12 protein-coding genes are annotated in these 18,703 nt (G+C 59.8%); 8 read left to right on the top strand and 4 right to left on the bottom strand.

Translation table 11 applies throughout. The annotated features are described in order from the left end of the window. Nucleotides 1-266: 266 nt before the first annotated feature. Entirely contained in the window at nt 267-3,773 is a 3,507-nt protein-coding gene (locus BOH68_RS11035; protein ID WP_170877377.1) for a DEAD/DEAH box helicase, read from the top strand. Between the two features lie 85 nt (nt 3,774-3,858). Here BOH68_RS11035 and BOH68_RS11030 read toward each other — a convergent pair whose 3' ends face one another. The 4 genes from BOH68_RS11030 to BOH68_RS11015 all read right to left on the bottom strand — a co-directional run bounded on the left by BOH68_RS11030 (nt 3,859) and on the right by BOH68_RS11015 (nt 10,918). Further along, nucleotides 3,859-6,447 carry a site-specific integrase gene (locus BOH68_RS11030; RefSeq protein ID WP_139345438.1) on the bottom strand — a complete coding sequence of 863 codons (2,589 nt, stop codon included), beginning with the start codon at nt 6,445-6,447 and terminating at the stop codon, nt 3,859-3,861. Between the two features lie 107 nt (nt 6,448-6,554). After that, a complete protein-coding gene (locus tag BOH68_RS11025; protein ID WP_077373907.1) occupies nt 6,555-9,005 on the bottom strand; it encodes a hypothetical protein in 2,451 nt (816 codons plus the stop codon). Beyond that, nucleotides 8,995-9,810 carry a hypothetical protein gene (locus tag BOH68_RS11020; RefSeq protein WP_077373904.1) on the bottom strand — a complete coding sequence of 272 codons (816 nt, stop codon included), beginning with the start codon at nt 9,808-9,810 and terminating at the stop codon, nt 8,995-8,997. The genes BOH68_RS11025 and BOH68_RS11020 overlap by 11 nt, the downstream gene beginning before the upstream one ends. Before the next feature lie 115 nt (nt 9,811-9,925). Next, nucleotides 9,926-10,918, bottom strand: a complete 993-nt coding sequence (locus tag BOH68_RS11015; protein ID WP_258038208.1) for a site-specific integrase — start codon at nt 10,916-10,918, stop codon at nt 9,926-9,928. Nucleotides 10,919-11,568: 650 nt separating this feature from the next. Here BOH68_RS11015 and urtA point away from each other — a divergent pair. The 7 genes from urtA (at nt 11,569) to ureA (ending at nt 18,694) form a co-directional block, all read left to right on the top strand. After that, complete coding sequence (gene urtA, locus BOH68_RS11010) at nt 11,569-12,843, top strand: urea ABC transporter substrate-binding protein (RefSeq protein WP_035160076.1); 1,275 nt, start codon at nt 11,569-11,571, stop codon at nt 12,841-12,843. Between the two features lie 134 nt (nt 12,844-12,977). Further along, nucleotides 12,978-14,630, top strand: coding sequence for an urea ABC transporter permease subunit UrtB (urtB, locus tag BOH68_RS11005; protein WP_258038207.1), 1,653 nt, complete (start codon nt 12,978-12,980; stop codon nt 14,628-14,630). Between the two features lie 3 nt (nt 14,631-14,633). Further along, nucleotides 14,634-15,803 (top strand): urea ABC transporter permease subunit UrtC, encoded by a 1,170-nt coding sequence (gene urtC / locus BOH68_RS11000; protein WP_077373898.1) that lies wholly within the window; start codon nt 14,634-14,636, stop codon nt 15,801-15,803. Continuing rightward, nucleotides 15,800-16,627, top strand: a complete 828-nt coding sequence (gene urtD / locus BOH68_RS10995) for an urea ABC transporter ATP-binding protein UrtD (RefSeq protein WP_077373894.1) — start codon at nt 15,800-15,802, stop codon at nt 16,625-16,627. Before urtC ends, urtD begins: the two co-directional genes overlap by 4 nt. A 77-nt stretch (nt 16,628-16,704) precedes the next feature. Further along, complete coding sequence (gene urtE, locus BOH68_RS10990) at nt 16,705-17,442, top strand: urea ABC transporter ATP-binding subunit UrtE (RefSeq protein WP_077375540.1); 738 nt, start codon at nt 16,705-16,707, stop codon at nt 17,440-17,442. A gap of 11 nt (nt 17,443-17,453) precedes the next feature. Continuing rightward, nucleotides 17,454-18,350 (top strand): urease accessory protein UreD, encoded by an 897-nt coding sequence (locus tag BOH68_RS10985; RefSeq protein ID WP_077375543.1) that lies wholly within the window; start codon nt 17,454-17,456, stop codon nt 18,348-18,350. Nucleotides 18,351-18,391: 41 nt separating this feature from the next. Beyond that, nucleotides 18,392-18,694, top strand: coding sequence for an urease subunit gamma (ureA, locus tag BOH68_RS10980; RefSeq protein ID WP_024952521.1), 303 nt, complete (start codon nt 18,392-18,394; stop codon nt 18,692-18,694). Nucleotides 18,695-18,703: the final 9 nt, after the last annotated feature.

Genomic DNA, 18,703 nt, shown 5'->3' with positions numbered 1-18,703 from the left:
GCTGTCCTGGTGGGCTTTGGAAGGGCAAGGATACCGAAATGGAGGAGGACGCTACACCAAAGAGTCTCAGGTGGCATCGCGACTGATACTTTCATTCTCATGGTGTTCGCTCACTTCTCTGGCTATCGGAGCAAGCCCCTTTGCATAGAGGTTTGCTTCGGTCCATGAGGCTTGTTAAGCCTGCCCGATGGCGGCGAATCCGTCTGGTTTACTAGTAGTCGCGTAATTTGCTCCAATATCGTCATATTTCTATGGAGAGTGCCGCTGTGGCAGCCACTGGTTTGAGTAATGCATCGTTCGCCTTGAATATCGCACTCCTTCAGCATGCATGGCGTGATGAGTTTGATGCAGGCACCTTGGAGCGTGGTCTGCGTTACGCTCGCCAGCAGCGAGTGGATGAGCAGTGGCAGGTAGAGTTGGATGAGAAGGGTGGTTTGACGCTTTCGGGCGATGTCGCAGGCAGTCTGGGCACCCCTTATCACACGACGATCATATTGACTTCTTCGGGCACTCGGCACCAGATGCGAACAGCTTGCAGTTGTCCGGTGGGCAGTACCTGCAAGCACGCAGTCGCATTGATCGATACCTTTCTGAGTACCGGCCCTCTGGGTAAAGCCCTGGAGATTCCTGACACGCTTGAGCCCGACGAAGTGGAGCAAGCGCCGTCGCTTCAGGCGGCGAAACGTGAGTGGACAATCTGGCTGCAACATCACAGTCAAGCCTCGGCGGTGCCGTCAGCCGTCCAAGTAGGTGCCAACCACCGTCTCGGGTTGTTCCTTGATGTGCAGTCCGGCCACAGGGGGCTTCCCGCGCTGACGGTGCAGCCGGTGTGGTTGAGGCCCTCCAAGAGCAAGACGCAGCTTGATCGATGGGTCTCGCCAGTGAAAGTTGAAGTCTCTCACGTGGGGGAGTTGTCACCTGTTCCTGCAATGGGATGGCAGCCGGCGCAGGAGGAGGCCATCGAGCAGTTATTGCATGGCAGCAAAGATTCGCAATGGTACTTTCCTGGGCAATCCAAAGGTTTGACGTTGAACAAGGCATTCCAGGCGAAAGCGCTCTGGTCCCTGCTGGCAAGCGATGCCTCCCCCTTGCTTTTCCATCAGAAGCAGACGGGCCCACAGCTTGGTATTGGGCCGACCTGCCGTATCGCCCCGACCTGGCAGATGGATGAGCAGGGTGTGCAGCGGCTGCAGATGTCCACGACGCCTGAAGATGTCTTGTCTCCCGAGGCTATCGTGGCCAGTGTCGGCAAGTCGCTTTGTTATCTTGACCCTCAGAATAAACAGTTTGGCCCGCTGGAGGGGGATGTTGAGCTTTGGCGCCAACTCCAGCATGTTCCCGCTTTACCGCCGGAAATGAGCGAGTGGTTGACCTCTCGTCTCCAGAATGTCTCGGGGCTGGCAGCCCAGGTCCCCTCTCCGAGAACACTTGTGGAAACAACGCTCGAGGATTTGAAACCCAAGCTGAAGATCACCATGTGTGTCGCACCGGCACATCTGCCAACACGCCGCCATGTCTGGAATGAAACTCCTATTCGGTTGGGCGCTGGTGTCGTGACCCTGAGCTATGCCGGTATCGAGATACCCCCAGAGGAGGGAGAGGTGGCCCAGGGGCTGCGCGATGGGCAGCGTTTGACGATACCGCGTGATCAACAGGCGGAAATCGCGCTGATTCGCGCCATTCCGCCAGGCATGGTCACGTTGGAAGAACTCGCTGCGCACCACGATGTACCGGATGGGTTGGAGTTGCCCTCGTGGAGCTTGCTGCTGCCGATAGATAGGCAGGTGCCAGAAAATGCGGCGCAATGGAGGACATGTCTTTCTGCTCCTGAGGAATGGTGGGACATGATCCTGCAATTACGTCAGGCGGGATGTGTGGTCGAGTTCAGTGACGACTTCCCGCAAGAGCCCGAATATCTATCGCCAGACAACTGGTATGGAGCGCTCGAGCCTGCCAAGAATGGTTGGTTCGATCTTGCGTTGGGCGTTGAGGTGGAGAATGAATCCTTCAATCTGCTCCCCATTCTGCGTCAACTCATTCAGCGCGAAGACTTCCCGTTGACGCCGGAGGAGGATGAGGAAGCGGGAGCAAGCTGGGTAGTACACCTGCCGGATAATCGTCGGCTGGTGCTTCCACTTGCCAGGCTACGTGCCTGGTTGGCTCCCTTGATGGACTGGCTTCACGATAGCGAGGCACCCACAAGTGCACTGCGTGTCCCCCTGACCTCCATCGATCAGCTGGCCCCCTTGGCAGATCATGAGCGCTGGGTAGGGCGAGAGGATGTCGTTGCCCTTGCCCAACGCTTGCGTGAGCTTCCTGATAAATTGCCAGCCCCTGACGGTTTCCAGGGAGAATTGCGCGATTACCAGGCGCGAGGACTGGCCTGGTTACGATTCCTCTCGGAGTTGAGTACTGGCGGTATTCTGGCGGATGACATGGGGCTTGGAAAAACCATTCAGATCCTTGCACACGTGCTCGATGAGCGTTCGCGAGGGGGACTGCGTGGGCCTGTCATGGTGGTGGCCCCGACGAGTCTCGTCGGTAACTGGTGCGCCGAAGCGGCTCGATTTACGCCGACACTGAGCGTGCTGGCGCTTCAGGGAGCCAAGGCCAGTCGTCGTGAGCAGATCGATACTGCTGTCGCCAATGTAGATCTTGTCATCACGACTTACCCCCTTCTGGTTCGAGATATCGAGCATCTGTGCGAGCAGCACTTCGGTATCGTGGTACTGGATGAGGCCCAAGCCATCAAGAACGCTGCCAGTCAGACGGCGCGTACCGTGCGCAGGCTCAATGCTGGTCGCATGATCGCGATGACCGGAACGCCATTGGAAAACCACCTAGGTGAGTTATGGGCGCAATTGGATGTTGCTGCGCCAGGCGCGCTGGGGAGCCAGCAGTGGTTTGGTCGGAATTTTCGTACCCCTATCGAGAAACATGCTGACGACGCTGTGAGTCAGCGACTCTCTCGTCGTATCTCGCCACTCATCCTCCGGCGTACCAAACAGCAAGTCCTCAATGAGTTGCCGGACAAGACTGAGACTCAGCGAGACATCACACTGACCGGTGCACAGCGAGAGCTTTATGAGAGTCTTCGACTGACACAGCATCAACGGGTCAAGGAGGCGATCGAGACACGCGGGCTGGCGGCCTCCGGCATCGTGATGCTGGATGCCCTGTTGAAATTACGCCAGGTATGTTGTGACCCACGGCTTGTCAAACATCAAAGTGCGGCGACGGTTCAGCGCTCAGCCAAACTGGAGGCGCTAGGTGAACTGTTGCCATCATTGGTCGAGGATGGTCGGCGTATCCTCATCTTCTCGCAATTTACGGAAATGCTTGAATTGATCGGGGGGGCACTGGAGCGGGAAGGGATTTCTCACTTGACTCTCGCCGGGCAGACGCCCGGGGCAGTGCGAACTGAGCGTGTGGCGCAATTCCAGCGTGGGGAGGTGCCCGTATTCCTGATCAGCCTCAAGGCAGGGGGGACTGGGCTCAATCTCACGACGGCAGATACGGTCATCCACTACGACCCCTGGTGGAATCCTGCCGTAGAGGCCCAAGCCACCGGGCGTGCTCATCGAATGGGCCAGAAGAATCCGGTGTTTGTCTACAAGCTGGTTTGTGCAGGAACTGTTGAGGAACGCATTTTGGAGCTGCAGTCTCGCAAGGCGGATCTTGCCGCATCAGTACTGGAAGGGGGAAGTGGGCGTCAGGAGGAGGGCCCACTGTTTGATGAGGAGGATCTGGCCTTGTTGTTTGCTCCGGTATGATACCGATACGGCCCCCCGTTGGGGCACGGCAAGGCGGTTGCCTGTTGGGGGGGCTTGGAGAGGCGTTGAGTCAGGCCCTGGCACCTCATGTTATTGGGGCTACCCAGGGTGTGATCGCCTGGGTGTACTCACTGGCGCGCCGCATGGCCTGCCGGTGCAGGTATTCCAGACTATGGGCATAGTGCGTCAATGTCTGTTCCGGGGTGCGGTGGCCGATCCAGACGGCAAGTTGATACAACAACATGCCGCGATCCTGACTGTCCTGTCCGGCATAGCCTCGAACCCCCTTCAGAAAGCGTTTCAGGGGGGCTTTTTGCAGTCCCCAGGAGCCGTGCTCCTGCAAGTCGTCAAGTATGTCACGGCTCTGTGCCGCCTCAAGACGGATCAGCCACCAACTGACCGCTGCATGGCGCAACGAGTGAAAATCGATGGCACTCCCCAGCACACTTCTCATGGTGTCGATTGCCGGAGCGATCAGACCGGCATGATTGAATGCCTGACAACTCTCGTTCGGGCCGAACAACGCGATGTCGGAGAGGGCTGTCGAGGGGAAGCATCGCCGTCGATCTACCCACCATGCTGCCAACAGTTCAATATCGCCGAAGAATGTCAGAAGGTGCAGGGGAAGTACGCGCCGCGCTGAAGGCGTCTTTCCAGCGTGAATATAAACGCGGCACTCAATCTCCGGCAATGACTTCAGCAGTTCACTCAACTTTACGTGCAGGGTCTCTCTCTCATGTGGTGCGGGAGGTGAGAATCCTGCATCAGATAACGCCGTTGAGGGGGCGGCCGGGCAGTGATCCTCCAACCACTGCTCAAGCGAAAAAGTGCCCTGAGGACATTCGATGCGGATGTCCCGTAGCGTCAGGGCGCAGACCTCGCTGGCGCGCATCCCCCCGTGGAAGCCCAGTGCGATGCTGAGCCACTGCATGGTGGCATCAGGCCTTGCATCGGGGACTGCGAGAAGGTGGGTACGTACCTTTTCCATCTGTCTCAGGGTGGCGAAATGAATGCGTTTGGCACTGGGGGTCTTGTGATTGCCTGATATCGGCGGCTCCACGTCCAGCAATACTCCCATGCTGTGCATGAAGCGGATGAGCTGCCCCATATTGCCGAGAAAGCTGTGTGTCGTGCTGGCAGACCACCCCATATCGCGTGGCACGCACCAGCACATTTCCTGGGCACTGTCGTTGTCCCACTCCTGAATGTCGATCGACAAGGTGTAGTCCGCCATCGCCATTGGCAAGCTGCGAGAAAGATAGGTGTGCAGCGAACTGACGCGCAGCATGCGAGTCACGCGCAGATCATGCAGCCAATAGAGCACCATGACCGGGTAGCTATGGCGGATGCCCATGAGTCTTGTGAGACGTCTGCTTGTCTCGAGCAGCAGCGCCTCCAGACGCTTCTTGACCCTCTTGTCACTTGTCTTGCGAAGATGATCAGAGGAAATGACCCCGATCCATTGCTTGAGGATGCGCCTTGCCGACGGAAGCCAGTCGATCGGCCAGGAATCCTGGGTCATCAAGCGTTGTCCCGGAGGTTGTGTCAGTACACTTGAGTGGGGGGAAGCGTTCGTTTCAGAAGCCTTGGTCGCGAAAAGATCCATGGCGCTCACCGTGTCGTCATTCGTCACGGATTCCTGCTGGTGATTGCCGGAATCAGTCGCCATGACCGTGCTGACTGGTGGTGCCTCGAGCCGAGCGAAGTAGGAGTGGGGCTCATAAAGCCCATGCGCGCTGCTGTAGGGAATCGGATAGCGACTGAACTGGCTGACCCAGTAGCCGGGCAATCCCCCCAGGACTGCCGCATGAGGCAATGCGCTCAGTAAGGTGGTCAGCTTAAGCGTGCGGCGTTCCTCGGTTGTCATGGGCAGTGTGGTGATCAGGGAGGCTAGCTCCTGTCTCATGCGACCCTTGACGATGCGAATCCGTTCGGGAATCGAGAGGGACTGGTCTTCTGGCCTCTCGGCCAATAACCATTCGTCCCTGGCGGTGGTGAGCTTTCTGGCTCTCAATGTCTTGAGCGCAGTCGTCAGTGTCGACTCCAATGGCAGGCGGTAGGCCGTCAGGTGAGGCGACATGACCGGCGGCGGTGCCGCGTGAGCGGGGATCCAGACCCACTCATTGGGGGCGTTGCGGTCGCTCTCGAAGTGACGACGCGTCAGGCAGGCCAATGTGACCAGAATCACCTGTTGGCCTAACCCTGCACGCACACCGAGCTCTACGGCAGCGCGCAACAGCGGAAAGCCAGCCCCGGGTTGACGTAGCGCGCGGATGATTGGCAAGACCCTGGTCGCGCGGTCCAGAGCTTTGGCTTCCATTGGCAGCACGCTTTTGCGCCGGGCCTGTGTGGGCCACTGTGGCAGCATCGCCACGACTCCCGGGCTTTGGTTGACTTCCTCCAGAAAGCGGCTGATGACGCGGTAAGCTTCACGAGGCCTTATCGGCCGGCGATGATGCACCTTTCCCCATCGAATCAGTTCCGTGACCATGGCCTTGGCTTGCGTATGGTTAAGGTACAGCATCATGCTTCCGGCCTCTGCCGGCATATCGTTGGCCGGTTGGCGCTTGGCGTGACGCTCGATCCAGTACAGCAGATGCAGGCTTTGCTGGCGTTGCTTGCCTTTGACTCGATCAAGTCGGCGTTCCTCCCAGCGCGACCAGAGTTCTTGCATGTGGTGGGTGCTCATGAGCTTTAGGTGCAGGTCAGGGTCGAGATTGGCCAGTGATCGGGGTCCTGGCATCTCCCTTGCAGGTGCAAGGTAAAATTTCCCATCTCTGCTCATGGCAAGTCCTTGAGAGGTATCGCCTTGATTCGCAACTCATCAGACAACTCCCCCAAGAGGCGTTGCATCTCCGGCGGTAGGCAGATGTTGCTGGCATAGGGGGCGTGGCGCTGCTGGCCGCGTTTGACATGGCCCAGCAGCATATCCAGCGCGTTCGCTTGCATTCGCCCATCGAGTGTCTGGGCGACGAAATGACGTGGCGCGTTATCGGGAAGTGCCAGCAGGGTAGCGAGTGCACTGCGTGACGCGACTGTCAGTGACGGCGCCTGATGATGTGTGCTGATCCAGCCTCGGATGTGGGTCTGCTGGCAAGGCTTTGCGGTCAGGTTGAGGCTGGCCTGGCGTCTTGACCACCACATGGCCAGTGCCTGTTCGTCTTCAGGCCATGACAGCCAGGTCCCGCCATTTCGTGGCCAGTGCTGCCGCCAGGAGGCCTGCCATGCCTGCAGGGTATCGAGATTCTGGCAAACCGGGAGAGGCAACGGGATGACCCGGCTTTCTCTGTAGAGGCCTGAATCCTTGTCAGCGACCCACAGCAGACGTCCACGCCGAGACATTTGCGTAGTGGCGCCTGGTGGACGAAGTCCTGCCGTCAGCTGGACTCCCATGAGTATGTAGCAGCACAGCGCACTGTTGAGCTCGATCAAGGCTGAGCAGTCCTCAGGTGAAGGGGTTCGGCCACGTGCAGCAATAGGAAAGTCGGAAAGACCCTTTTGGGCCAGATCATGTAAGCCCTTCAGTGCCACCCTGGCAGTGTGGAGCGAAAGTGTCATGCTCGAGCCCAAGGTCGTGATGGCGTGTGCATTCCTGGGAGGCAGGGTCGCGTTAATCGGTGTCGTGATCTCCCACCACCCCAGCGACGTGTTCATGAGACGCTGCAGTTCACGTAGGGACGTCTTGCGGTAAGCGGCAGGCGCTGCTGTTTTCAGGCTGAGCTCCCCGTGAAGCCACTCCGCTTCGATATCGGTCTTCGCCATGCCGAGAAGATGAAGCCGTGCGGCTCTGGCCACGCGCTGGGCCGTGGGAGTCGTGCCTGTGTGCGTTGCCATATGTTGCCTCAGCTGGCGGTTGAGCACCGCCAGACTCTTGGTCAGAGGCTGAGGTGTCGCTTCGCTCAATTGATTGAGGGGTATCGCGAGGGCGTCCGGTAGGCGAAGAGGCAGGGGTGGGCTTTGTGACGGTGCATGAATGACAGGAACGTAGAGTGTGTTGCTATCGGGGACCCACTGCAGTGATTGATTCCGCGACACCGTCGCAGTGCAGAGCAGTGCCTCCTGCTCGACACCCGTCACACGGAGCTGACTGAGACGTTCGGGGGCAATACCTGTTGCGAGCACAAGCTGCACCAGCAGTCTGGCATCAGGCGGGAAAGATAATGTCAGTATTCCTCGGATCTGCCCTTGAGTGGTGGCGAAATTCGACAGACTTCCCAGGCTCTGTGCGATAGAGGTTTGCTGACGTTTGCGCGCGATCACCCTGCAATCTTGCGGTGTCAACAGGGTATCTCCCTTGTGATGAAAGGGCGCTTCCACTTCTTCTTGTGGCTGAGAGATCTTGTCTGGTTCGAGACTGGTGTCAACGTCCTCGTTGTCGTCCGAAGGTCGTGCGGTACCGAGTGTCTCAGATAGTTCAGGACTGGAGGCAACCGATGAAAAGTCGCGCTTGAATGAGTCGTGAAAAAAGACGGAGCGTTGCGGGTGCCGCTTCACGTAGCGCGCGCGACGAGTCCCGATGGGCAGGTAACCGGAGAGCAGTTCCTGGGCTTGCTGCAATTGGTCATGCAGCCTTGGGTTGTCGTTTTTCAGCCATGGGATGTGTTGCCAGGCGCTGAATAACGAGAGATTGGCAGAATGATGCCACGCGATCGGGTGCTGCCAAAGTGACAGCATGTACTTCAATGCGACATGTAGGGTCGATAAATGCTGGTAATAGAGATTGCAATCGACAGAAGGCCCCGAGTGATAGCCGGCCATGTCGCGCAAGGCAAGACGAATCAATCGGCGATTGTGCTCGATGGGGGATGGCTCGCCATTGCTTGGCAAGAGTTCGAAAGCGTGTGTTGAGGTCGTGCCATGGCGCGCGAGCTGTATTGCCTGGTTTGCGATATTGGCTCGCACCATGGAGGGAGCGAATTTATCGGGAAAGGTCAGCTGGCTATGCAGTGGGTGGCTCTGACGAATCGCCTGTAATGGTCCCGGCGCAAGAGGGAGTATCCTCAGGAGTTTGTTGATGAGGTCGAGCAACTCAGGATCATTGTCATCCGCTGCCTGAATATGAGCGGATATCCAGAGATCCGCCTGACTACATGGGGGAAGATTACAGTGAAGAAACGGCCATAAGCGCGTTTCCTCCGAAGCCGACAATACCACGTCATCTAGTTGTTCTTCCCACTGATGAAGGATGGTTTCGGGGAGCCATGTCTTGCTTTCGGGAGTATCATCCATCATGAGGAGGACTCCCTTCCTCGTCCAATAGATCGCCAAACAGGTCGTCAACCCTTTGTGCTACATGGGACCTGCGAGTGGGTGAGGTGGCTGGCCTCGTGGTGTCTGGGGCGGAGCCCGATGCTGATTGGTACCGAGCGGATGGAATCGGCTTGGGCGCTGGGGGAGTGAGGGGCACTGATGTTGGCGCCGCTTTTTGTGCCTCGTTGTCCTTGCTTGTCTCGGGGGAGGGTGGCTCTGAAGCTCCGCGATCATCGTCGAGACTCCGCTGGCCTTTGGGACTGTGGGCACGTTGCAGTGTGCTCTTCGCCCAGCGGCCCTGGGTCAGGATCATGAGACTCTTGATATCCAGGGTGGATTTCGATAACCCGAACACGATACGGGCCAACTTCTCTTCCAGCCCAGGCTTCTCATTGAGCTGCTTGATGAATGCACGGGCTTCCATCACGTGTGAGGTGTTGAAAAGCTCCTGAGGTAGCACCTCTGACAGATAGCGCAACACCTCCAGCTCCTCGTAGGTGAGACCTTCACGGTCCACCTCAAACACCTTCAGGGAACGGAAGTTCTCGAGAGATGACCCTCTGAGTTGTCGTAGGAGCATGCCATGGGTGAGCAGCTCGGTGTGGCCCTGGGCACCGACAAGCACGATGGGTAGGTGACTGAGCAGCAGGCCCTTGTATGAAGGGGCTTTGCCTTTGCGTGGAGGCGGAAGGGAGATGAGATCGCCAAGAGAGCGTCGTGAAAGATTCCGTATCTTGCCTGAGATGGAAAACTCAGCCTCAGGCAGGGGCGTGTAGGTATCGGTCATGAGCTCTCCCTTGCGTCTTATTAATTATCTCATCCTTATAGTAGGATAAATATCATCTCATCGGCCCCGCTGGAAGTGCTGCCGTCCTTGGCAGCGCCTTTCAGGGTGCGAGCTATCAAAAGATGTCATTGCCCGGGTCATGCATGTCATCCGCCATGCGGATGTAGCGTTCGAAGGTTTTTTGGTCACGATGCCCGCTGATGCGCTTTATCTGTTGGTCGCTCTTACCACGGAGATGCGCTTCAGTGATGAAGCCGGCACGAAAGCTGTGGGTGGTAAACTTCTCTGCAGTGAGGTTGGCGCGCTGTAACGCCTTCTTGAGCAGGTTGCCGAACGTGACGGGGTGCATTCTGCCGGCCCCCACTCGATCTGCCTGATCGATGGATCGGTACAGTGCGCCTCGACGAATGCCGCTCCATGCAAGCCAAGCCTCCAGTAACGTCACTGGGCAGCAACGCCCCCCCGCAGGATTACGGGGAAGCATCTTCTGTTCGATCCGTCCGCTTTGATTGGTTTTGCTGTGGCGCAACGTGATCACGATACCGCCATCACGCCATTCGATATCCTCTCTGTAGAGCGCGACGACCTCACTGGAGCGAAACGCCCCGTAGAAGCACAGACAGAACATGCTGGCATCACGTAGATCTCGTGGAGCATCAAGGTCCAGAGCCTGCAACAGCTGTCGCAAATGATGGAGTCGCAATGCGGGCGCTTGACGTTGCCGTCCATCACTCTTGCGATGAATCCCCTTCAATACGCCTTTCACTTCCAGGCTCAGGGTGGGAGAGGGCAGCTGCATGTAAACATGCCAGGTGCCCAGCGAGCTGGCGTGACGGGAAATCGTGGCAGGCTTGCGGCCTTTGGTATGCATCTCCGCCAGATAATTGGCGACTTGCTGGGCAGTAGCGGGGAGTGAGTAGCCGGCCTTCATGAAGCCCCGGATATCTGATCGAAATGCCAGGATGGTGTTCTTTGCCATGCTGTCAGCCAGTAATCGTCTCGCGGCGCGTGACAATTGCATGTTGTCTGTCAGCTCATGGCTCTGCTCCTTGCCGAGCCATGGTGTGACTTCGCTCGGTAAAAGACCCGGTTCCTTTTCAAGCGACATGCCCACCTCCTGATGATGTCAATCCATCGAAGTCAGAGGGCGTTATCCAGCATGTGGCGTTTTCACGCCTGGATGAATACCGGTATGGCAATGGGATGGTCATGAAGCACCTCGGTTGATCGGTAGTGTGGGGCGTCGACGCCGTGACGCCTGTGGCTTGCGCTGTTGTTCGCAAGTCCCACCTACGCTATCGGGCTTCGTGCTTCAGGGAAGGCGATCTGCAACGGCCTGACGGCCGCACTCCTGCAGTCTGTATGTCAGAAGTCGCTGTCCTTATAGAGAGGGGAAGGGCTGTTTAAAAGGGATTGATTTCGCAGAGGCATCATGTGGTTGGAAAGTCTATCGAATGCGATATGCACCAGTACGCAACAACAAAACCAGTCTAAGAAGTACTGTGAAACAGAGGCTTATATAAGGTGTTTATAAAAAGCTCACCATATTGGTGCGCTTTCAGCATGAAGGAGACTTTGTTGCTCTGTTTCGGTGCGCTTGAGGTGCGCGCGCATCTCTCCACAAGCGCGATACAAGGATGATGTCTCAATAACGGGGCGCTTGATCATGGGCTGGCACATCGATTGCAGTACCTCAGTCTGGACAACAAGTACAACAAGACACGAGGGAATGTCGTGAATAAGAAAATCGCTGCCGCAATGCTATCCGCCTGTGTCGGTTTCTCGCTCGCCAATGTCGCTCAGGCAGAAGAGGGGCCGATCAAGGTCGGCATCCTGCATTCACTGTCCGGCACCATGGCGATCAGTGAATCGACACTGAAAGACACCATGCTGATGCTGATCGAGAAGCAGAACGAGCAGGGCGGGCTGCTGGGACGCAAGCTGGAGCCTGTGGTTGTCGACCCGGCCTCCAACTGGCCGCTGTTCGCCGAGAAGGCGCGTGAGCTACTGGCGCAGGACAAGGTCGACGTGATCTTCGGCAACTGGACGTCCGTCTCGCGAAAGTCGGTGTTGCCGGTGGTCGAGGAGCTCAACGGCCTGCTGTTCTATCCGGTGCAGTATGAGGGCGAGGAGTCTTCGGAGAACGTCTTCTATACAGGGGCGGCGCCCAATCAGCAGGCGATTCCGGCAGTGGATTACCTGATGAACGACGTCGGCGTGGAGCGCTGGGTGCTGGCGGGCACGGATTATGTCTATCCGCGTACCACCAACAAGATCCTGGCTGCCTACCTCAAGTCAAAGGGCGTGGCGGACGCGGATGTGATGGTCAATTACACCCCCTTCGGCCATTCCAACTGGCAGTCCATCGTCTCGGACATCAAGTCCTTCGGCAGTGCCGGCAAGAAGACGGCCGTGGTGTCCACCATCAATGGCGATGCCAACGTGCCGTTCTATCGTGAGCTGGCCAACCAGGGCATCAATGCCGAGGACATCCCGGTGGTGGCCTTCTCGGTGGGCGAGCAGGAACTCTCGGGCATCGATACCGCGCCGCTGGTCGGCCACTTGGCCGCCTGGAACTACTTCATGAGCGTGGACAGCGACACCAACTACGACTTCATCGATGAGTGGATCGATTACACCGGCAAGGAAGATGCGGTCACCAATGACCCGATGGAAGCCCACTACATCGGCTTCAACATGTGGATGGAAGCCGCGCGCAAGGCCGGCAGTGTCGAGGTCGATGCGGTCAAGGACGCCATCATCGGTGTCTCGGTGCCCAACCTGACCGGCGGCTACGCCACCATGATGCCCAACCATCACATCACCAAGCCGGTGCTGATCGGCGAGATCCAAGACAACGGCCAGTTCTCCGTCGTCTGGCAGACCCCGTCCACCGTGGCAGGCGATGCCTGGTCTGACTATCTGGAAGGTTCCAAGGACCTGATCAGTGACTGGCGCAAGCCGATGGAATGCGGCAACTACAATGTCGTGACCCATTCCTGTGGGGCTCAACAGAGCGTTGCGACGCAATGATGCGTAGCACGTTTTGAGAGCGAGGCGGCGTGCAGGGGAGCCTGCATGCCGCCTCGTTGAGTGTCAGCTCCGAGGCCTCGATGCCCTCGGACACTGATGACGCCTTTGCGCGTTCACCATGGATGGCCTTCTTGATGTCTATCTCCGTTGCAACGATGTACCGCTGGTGCTGGCAGTGGATGCTGCTGGTCTGTCTTTTGTCATTCGCCCTGTTTGCCGCTGCCCAGTCCGAGTCCGCGACTGGCCAGTCTGCGCGCCTGTCCGATGGCGCTGCCCAATCTCTGTTGACCCGGCTTGCCGAGGCACGCAACCCGGCCAAGCCGGCCGTGATCGATGAGATCGCCATGAGCGGCGATGCACGTGCACGTGGCTGGCTGGAAGCCTTTTCCGCCAGCAAGCTGGCTCGCCTCAAGGACGCCGAGCGCTTCTTGATCATCGACAACAATCGCGGCCGTGAGTGGGCCGTTTCCGACGCCCTGTCGGGAGAATCGGCAGGCAAGGTCTCGCGCCGCGATCTCAAGACACTGCGCAGCAACAACTCGCTGCGTGGACATATCGATGGCGTGCTCTCGATGATCGACCTGTCTTCCCCGGATGCCGAGGTCAGACTCGCGGCGGCGCGCGGCCTGCGCGGCAGTGTCGACGAGGCCATGGCCGAGCGGCTGCCCAGCCTGATCGAGCAGGAAGGCGATGACGCTATCCGCGCCACTCTGAAGGAAGCGCTCGCCATCCAGCAGCTGGAAGCCACTGGCGACCCCGTAGCGCTGGAGACGCTCTCCGGCAGCCTGAACGCCGCCGCGATCGCCGCCATCAATGGCGCCGCGGTGAGTGATGATCCAAAGCTTGCCCAAGCCGCCAAGGTGGCGCTGGCCGGTATCGAGCAGAAGCTTCAGCTCAACAGCGGGCTCGAGACGCTCTACTTCGGCCTCTCGCTGGGTTCGGTACTGGTGCTGGCCGCCATCGGGCTTGCCATCACCTTCGGTGTCATGGGCGTGATCAACATGGCGCATGGCGAACTGATCATGCTGGGCGCCTACACCACCTGGGGCATGCAGCAATTGCTGCCCGGGCAGCCGGGACTGGCGCTGCTGCTGTCGATTCCGGCGGGCTTTCTGGTCGCGGCGGCGGTGGGTGTGATCATCGAGCGCAGCGTCATCCAGCATCTCAAGGGGCGTCCGCTTGAGACCTTGCTGGCCACCTTCGGCATCAGCCTGATCCTGCAGCAACTGGTGCGTACCACCATCTCGCCCCTGAATCGCATCGTGGTCACGCCGGAGTGGATGAGCGGCTCGCTGATGATCAACGAGGCGCTATCACTGACGCTCAATCGCCTCTACATCATCGGCTTCGCGCTGTTCGTGTTCGCTGGCCTGATGCTGATCATGCGGCGTACCCGTCTCGGACTCGAGGTGCGGGCGGTGACCCAGAACCGTGCCATGGCGCGCTCGATGGGCATCAAGGCGACGCGTGTCGACATCATGACCTTCGCACTCGGCTCCGGCGTTGCCGGCCTTGCCGGTGTCGCGCTCTCACAGATCACCAACGTCGGGCCGAACCTGGGCCAGAACTACATCATCGATTCCTTCATGGTGGTGGTGTTCGGCGGGGTCGGCAATCTGTGGGGCACGCTGGTGGCCGGCATGTCGCTGGGGCTGCTCAACCAGTTCCTCGAGCCCTGGGCGGGTGCGGTCCTCGCCAAGATCGTGGTGCTGGTGTTCATCATCCTGTTCATTCAAAAGCGCCCGCGGGGACTCTTCCCGCAGAAGGGCCGCGCCGCGGAGGGTTGATCCATGCCTGATTCACGTTACTGGCTGGCGCGCCCCTTCACGGAGCGCTCCACCCAGATATTCCTGGCAGTCCTGACACTGTCGGTTCTCGCGGTCACGCTGCTGCATGTGCTGCTGCCCGAGAGTAATCCGCTGCATGTCAGCACCTTCACTGTCACCTTGCTGGGCAAGTACCTGTGCTATGCGCTGCTGGCGGTGGCGGTGGATCTCGTCTGGGGCTACCTGGGTATCCTCAGCCTGGGCCACGGCGCCTTCTTCGCGCTGGGCGGTTACGCCATGGGCATGTACCTGATGCGTGAGATCGGTGACCGCGGCGTCTATGGCAATCCGGAACTGCCGGACTTCATGGTCTTCCTCAACTGGCAGGAGCTGCCGTGGTTCTGGCAGGGCTTCGACATGCCCGGCTTCGCCTTCTTGATGGTGCTGCTGGCACCGGGACTGCTGGCGCTGGTGTTCGGCTTCCTGGCCTTCCGCTCACGCGTCACCGGTGTCTATCTCTCTATCATCACCCAGGCGCTGACCTTCGCGTTGATGCTGGCGTTCTTCCGCAATGAGATGGGCTTTGGTGGCAACAACGGCCTGACCGACTTCAAGGACATGCTGGGCTTCGATCTACGCACGGATGCCATGCGCGTCGCGCTGTTCATCGCCAGTGGTGTGGCGCTGGGACTCGGCTATCTGCTGTGTCGCGGCATCGTCGGCTCCAAGCTCGGGCGCGTGAGTATCGCCTGTCGCGACGCCGAGGCGCGCACGCGCTTTCTGGGCTATCGCGTCGAGCGTGTCCAGCTGTTCATCTTCGTGGTCTCGGCGATGCTGGCCGGAGTGGCGGGAGCGCTGTATGTGCCGCAGGTCGGCATCATCAACCCCGGCGAGTTCTCGCCGCTGTTCTCCATCGAGGTGGTGGTGTGGGTAGCGCTCGGTGGTCGCGCGACGCTCTACGGCGCTGTGCTGGGCGCGCTGATCGTCAATTACGCCAAGACGGTGTTCACCGGCATCATGCCGGACGCCTGGCTGTTCGCTCTCGGCGGCCTGTTCGTGCTGGTCACCGTGCTGTTGCCCAAGGGCATCGCCGGCCTGTTCGCCCAGCGTGGCTGGGGCAGGCGCTCGTCGTCCAAGGCGAAGATTGATCCGACGAACGCGACTCGTCCCACCGAGCAGGAGGCCACTGCATGAGCCTGTTGAAAGAGATGGCCACGCGGGATCGCGTGTTCGACTTCCTGACCCCGCGCGTCTCGCCGGTGGATGTGACCCACGGGCCGATCCTCTATTTGGAGGATGTCAGTGTCAGCTTCGATGGCTTCAAGGCGATCAACGACCTCAACCTGACCATCGACGATGGTGAGCTGCGCTGCATTATCGGCCCCAACGGCGCGGGCAAGACCACGATGATGGACATCATCACCGGCAATACGCGCCCCGACAGTGGCTCGGTATGGTTCGGCAGCCGCCACGATCTGCTGCATATGAGTGAGCCCGAGATCGCCACCCTGGGCATCGGTCGCAAGTTCCAGAAGCCCACCGTCTTCGAGGCGCTCAGCGTGTTCGAGAATCTCGAACTCGCGATGGCCACCGACAAGCGCATCTTCCCGACCCTGACCGCGCGCATGACCGGCGAGACTCGGGATCGGATCGAGGAAGTGCTGCAGACGATTCATCTCAAGGAATGGCATGCGCGCGAGGCGGGCATCCTGTCCCACGGCCAGAAGCAGTGGCTGGAGATTGGCATGCTGTTGATGCAGAAACCACGTCTGCTACTGGTCGATGAGCCGGTGGCTGGCATGACCGAGCAGGAGATGGAGCGCACCGCGGAGCTGCTGACCAGTCTGGCGGGACGCCAGTCGGTGGTGGTGGTCGAGCATGACATGGGCTTCGTGCGCTCCATCGCGCGCAAGGTCACGGTGCTGCATCAGGGCTCGGTACTGGCGGAAGGCAGCATGGATGCGGTATCGAGCGACCCCAAGGTCGTCGAGGTCTACCTGGGAGAGAGTGACGGATGACGCAAGCGCAGATGACCGATACCCCGATGCCCCACGCATCACCGATCCACGACCCGGCGACGAATGACGTGGCGCCGCTGCTGAGCATCGAGTCGCTCAATCAGTTCTACGGCGAGAGTCATACGCTGTGGGATCTCACGCTGGAGATTCCCGCCGGCCAATGCACCTGCGTGATGGGCCGCAACGGCGTCGGCAAGACCACCTTGATGAAATGCATCATGGGTGAGGAGAGCGTCCGTGACGGCAAGCTCCTGTACCGCGCCGATGCTGAGGGCAGTAGCAGCGATGCCAGTGGCCACGAACCCCTTGATCTGACACGTCGCAAGCTCGAGGAGCGCGCTCGCCTGGGCGTCGGCTATGTCCCTCAGGGACGTCAGATCTTCCCGATGATGACGGTGGAAGAGAACCTGCGCACCGGGCTCGCCGTGCGCCGTGATGGTCTGCGTCAGATTCCCGAGCGCATCTATGAGCTGTTTCCCGTGCTCAAGGAGATGCGTCACCGGCGCGGGGGCGACCTGTCCGGCGGTCAGCAGCAACAGCTCGCCATCGGCCGCGCGCTGGTGATCGAGCCGCGCCTGCTGATCCTCGATGAGCCCGGCGAAGGCATCCAGCCCAATATCGTCGCTCAGATAGGCGAGGTCATTCGGCGCCTGATCAAGGAAGACGGCCTGACGGTGCTGCTGGTCGAGCAGAAGCTGCCCTTCGCGCGCAAGTACGCCGATCGCTTCGTGATCATGGATCGCGGCCGGCGGGTGGCCGAAGGCGAGATCGCGGCGCTGTCCGATGAACTGATCAAGCAGCACCTGACCGTATGACGATCCAGCACATGATTTCCGCAGACGGCGCGACGGATGTCGCGTCCGGCCATCGCTTCGATGATCAGCGTCAGTGGCAGGCCTCGCTGGCGCTGCGCTTCGAGACCGACACCCGCGATGGCGCAGGCCCCATCACGCGACTGACGCGTCGTCGTCACCACGGCCCGCTGCGCGCGCAGCGCCCTTTCTATCCGGAAGGCCGCCACGGCTGCTGCCATGTCTATCTGCTGCACCCTCCCGGCGGGCTGGTCAGTGGTGATGCGCTGCATATCACGGCAGAGGTCGAGGAAGGCGCGCAGGTGCTGTTGACCACGCCGGCGGCGGCCAAGCTCTACAAGGCGGATCGCAACGGCGTGCCCTGGGGCCAGCATACGCATCTCAAGGTCGCCAACGGCGCCACTCTGGAATGGCTGCCTCAGGAGACGCTGGCCTTCAATGGCTCGCGCGGCGAGCAGACCACCACCCTCGAGCTTGAGGGCAATGCCCGTTGTCTGGGTTGGGAGGTGCTGGCACTCGGCCGTCCCGTCGGTGAGCTGCCCTTCGTCAGTGGCCATCTGGAGCAACGCTTCCGCCTGACGCGTGACGGCAAGCCAGTGTGGATCGAGCGCCAGTCGCTGGACCCTCTGCATGCGCGCTTCATGGGGCGCTGGGGGCAGGGCGGCTGCAGTGTCCAGGCCACGCTGTGGGCGGTAGGGCTTGCAGATGAGGCGGCGGCCATCGAGGCCCTGCGCGAGGCGATGCCTGCCTCTCTACGATGGGCGGTGACACGCCGCGAGGGCGTGCTGCTGCTGCGCTATCTGGGCCATGAACGCAACGAGGCCTGGGCGCTGTGCCAGCAGGCATGGCAGATCTTGCGCCCGCTGATGACGGGGCTTGAGGCACAGGTGCCACGTATCTGGCTGACCTGACCTCGAAAGCCCCACGCAATGACAACCACAAGAGCCACGACATGGAACTGACGCCAAGAGACAAGGACAAGCTGTTGCTGTTTACCGCAGCGCTGCTGGCCGAGCGCCGCAAGGCCAAGGGCCTCAAGCTCAACTATCCGGAATCCATCGCGTTGATCAGCGCCGAGATTCTGGAAGGCGCACGCGAAGGATTGAGTGTGGCTGAACTGATGGGGCGCGGGGCAGAGGTGCTGACCCGTGATGACGTGATGGAAGGCATCGCCGAGATGATTCCCGAGGTGCAGGTCGAGGCGACCTTCCCGGATGGCACCAAGCTGGTGACCGTTCACAACCCCATCGTGTGAGGTGAGCAA

Source organism: Cobetia sp. MM1IDA2H-1, from assembly GCF_002916775.2.
Classification (GTDB): Bacteria; Pseudomonadota; Gammaproteobacteria; order Pseudomonadales; family Halomonadaceae; genus Cobetia; species Cobetia marina.
The sequence above is the reverse complement of the archived record's forward strand: the minus strand, read 5'-3'. Positions and strand labels throughout refer to the sequence as shown.

Excerpts from the sequence above, each read along its gene's own strand:
- BOH68_RS11030 (WP_139345438.1), bottom strand. The coding sequence starts at position 6,447 with ATGCAAGAACTCTGGTCGCGCTGGGAGGAACGCCGACTTGATCGAGTC.
- BOH68_RS11025 (WP_077373907.1), bottom strand. The coding sequence starts at position 9,005 with ATGATGGATGATACTCCCGAAAGCAAGACATGGCTCCCCGAAACCATC.
- BOH68_RS11020 (WP_077373904.1), bottom strand. The coding sequence starts at position 9,810 with ATGACCGATACCTACACGCCCCTGCCTGAGGCTGAGTTTTCCATCTCA.
- BOH68_RS11015 (WP_258038208.1), bottom strand. The coding sequence starts at position 10,918 with ATGTCGCTTGAAAAGGAACCGGGTCTTTTACCGAGCGAAGTCACACCA.
- urtA (WP_035160076.1), top strand. The coding sequence starts at position 11,569 with ATGCTATCCGCCTGTGTCGGTTTCTCGCTCGCCAATGTCGCTCAGGCA.
- urtB (WP_258038207.1), top strand. The coding sequence starts at position 12,978 with ATGTCTATCTCCGTTGCAACGATGTACCGCTGGTGCTGGCAGTGGATG.
- urtC (WP_077373898.1), top strand. The coding sequence starts at position 14,634 with ATGCCTGATTCACGTTACTGGCTGGCGCGCCCCTTCACGGAGCGCTCC.
- urtD (WP_077373894.1), top strand. The coding sequence starts at position 15,800 with ATGAGCCTGTTGAAAGAGATGGCCACGCGGGATCGCGTGTTCGACTTC.
- BOH68_RS10985 (WP_077375543.1), top strand. The coding sequence starts at position 17,454 with ATGATTTCCGCAGACGGCGCGACGGATGTCGCGTCCGGCCATCGCTTC.
- ureA (WP_024952521.1), top strand. The coding sequence starts at position 18,392 with ATGGAACTGACGCCAAGAGACAAGGACAAGCTGTTGCTGTTTACCGCA.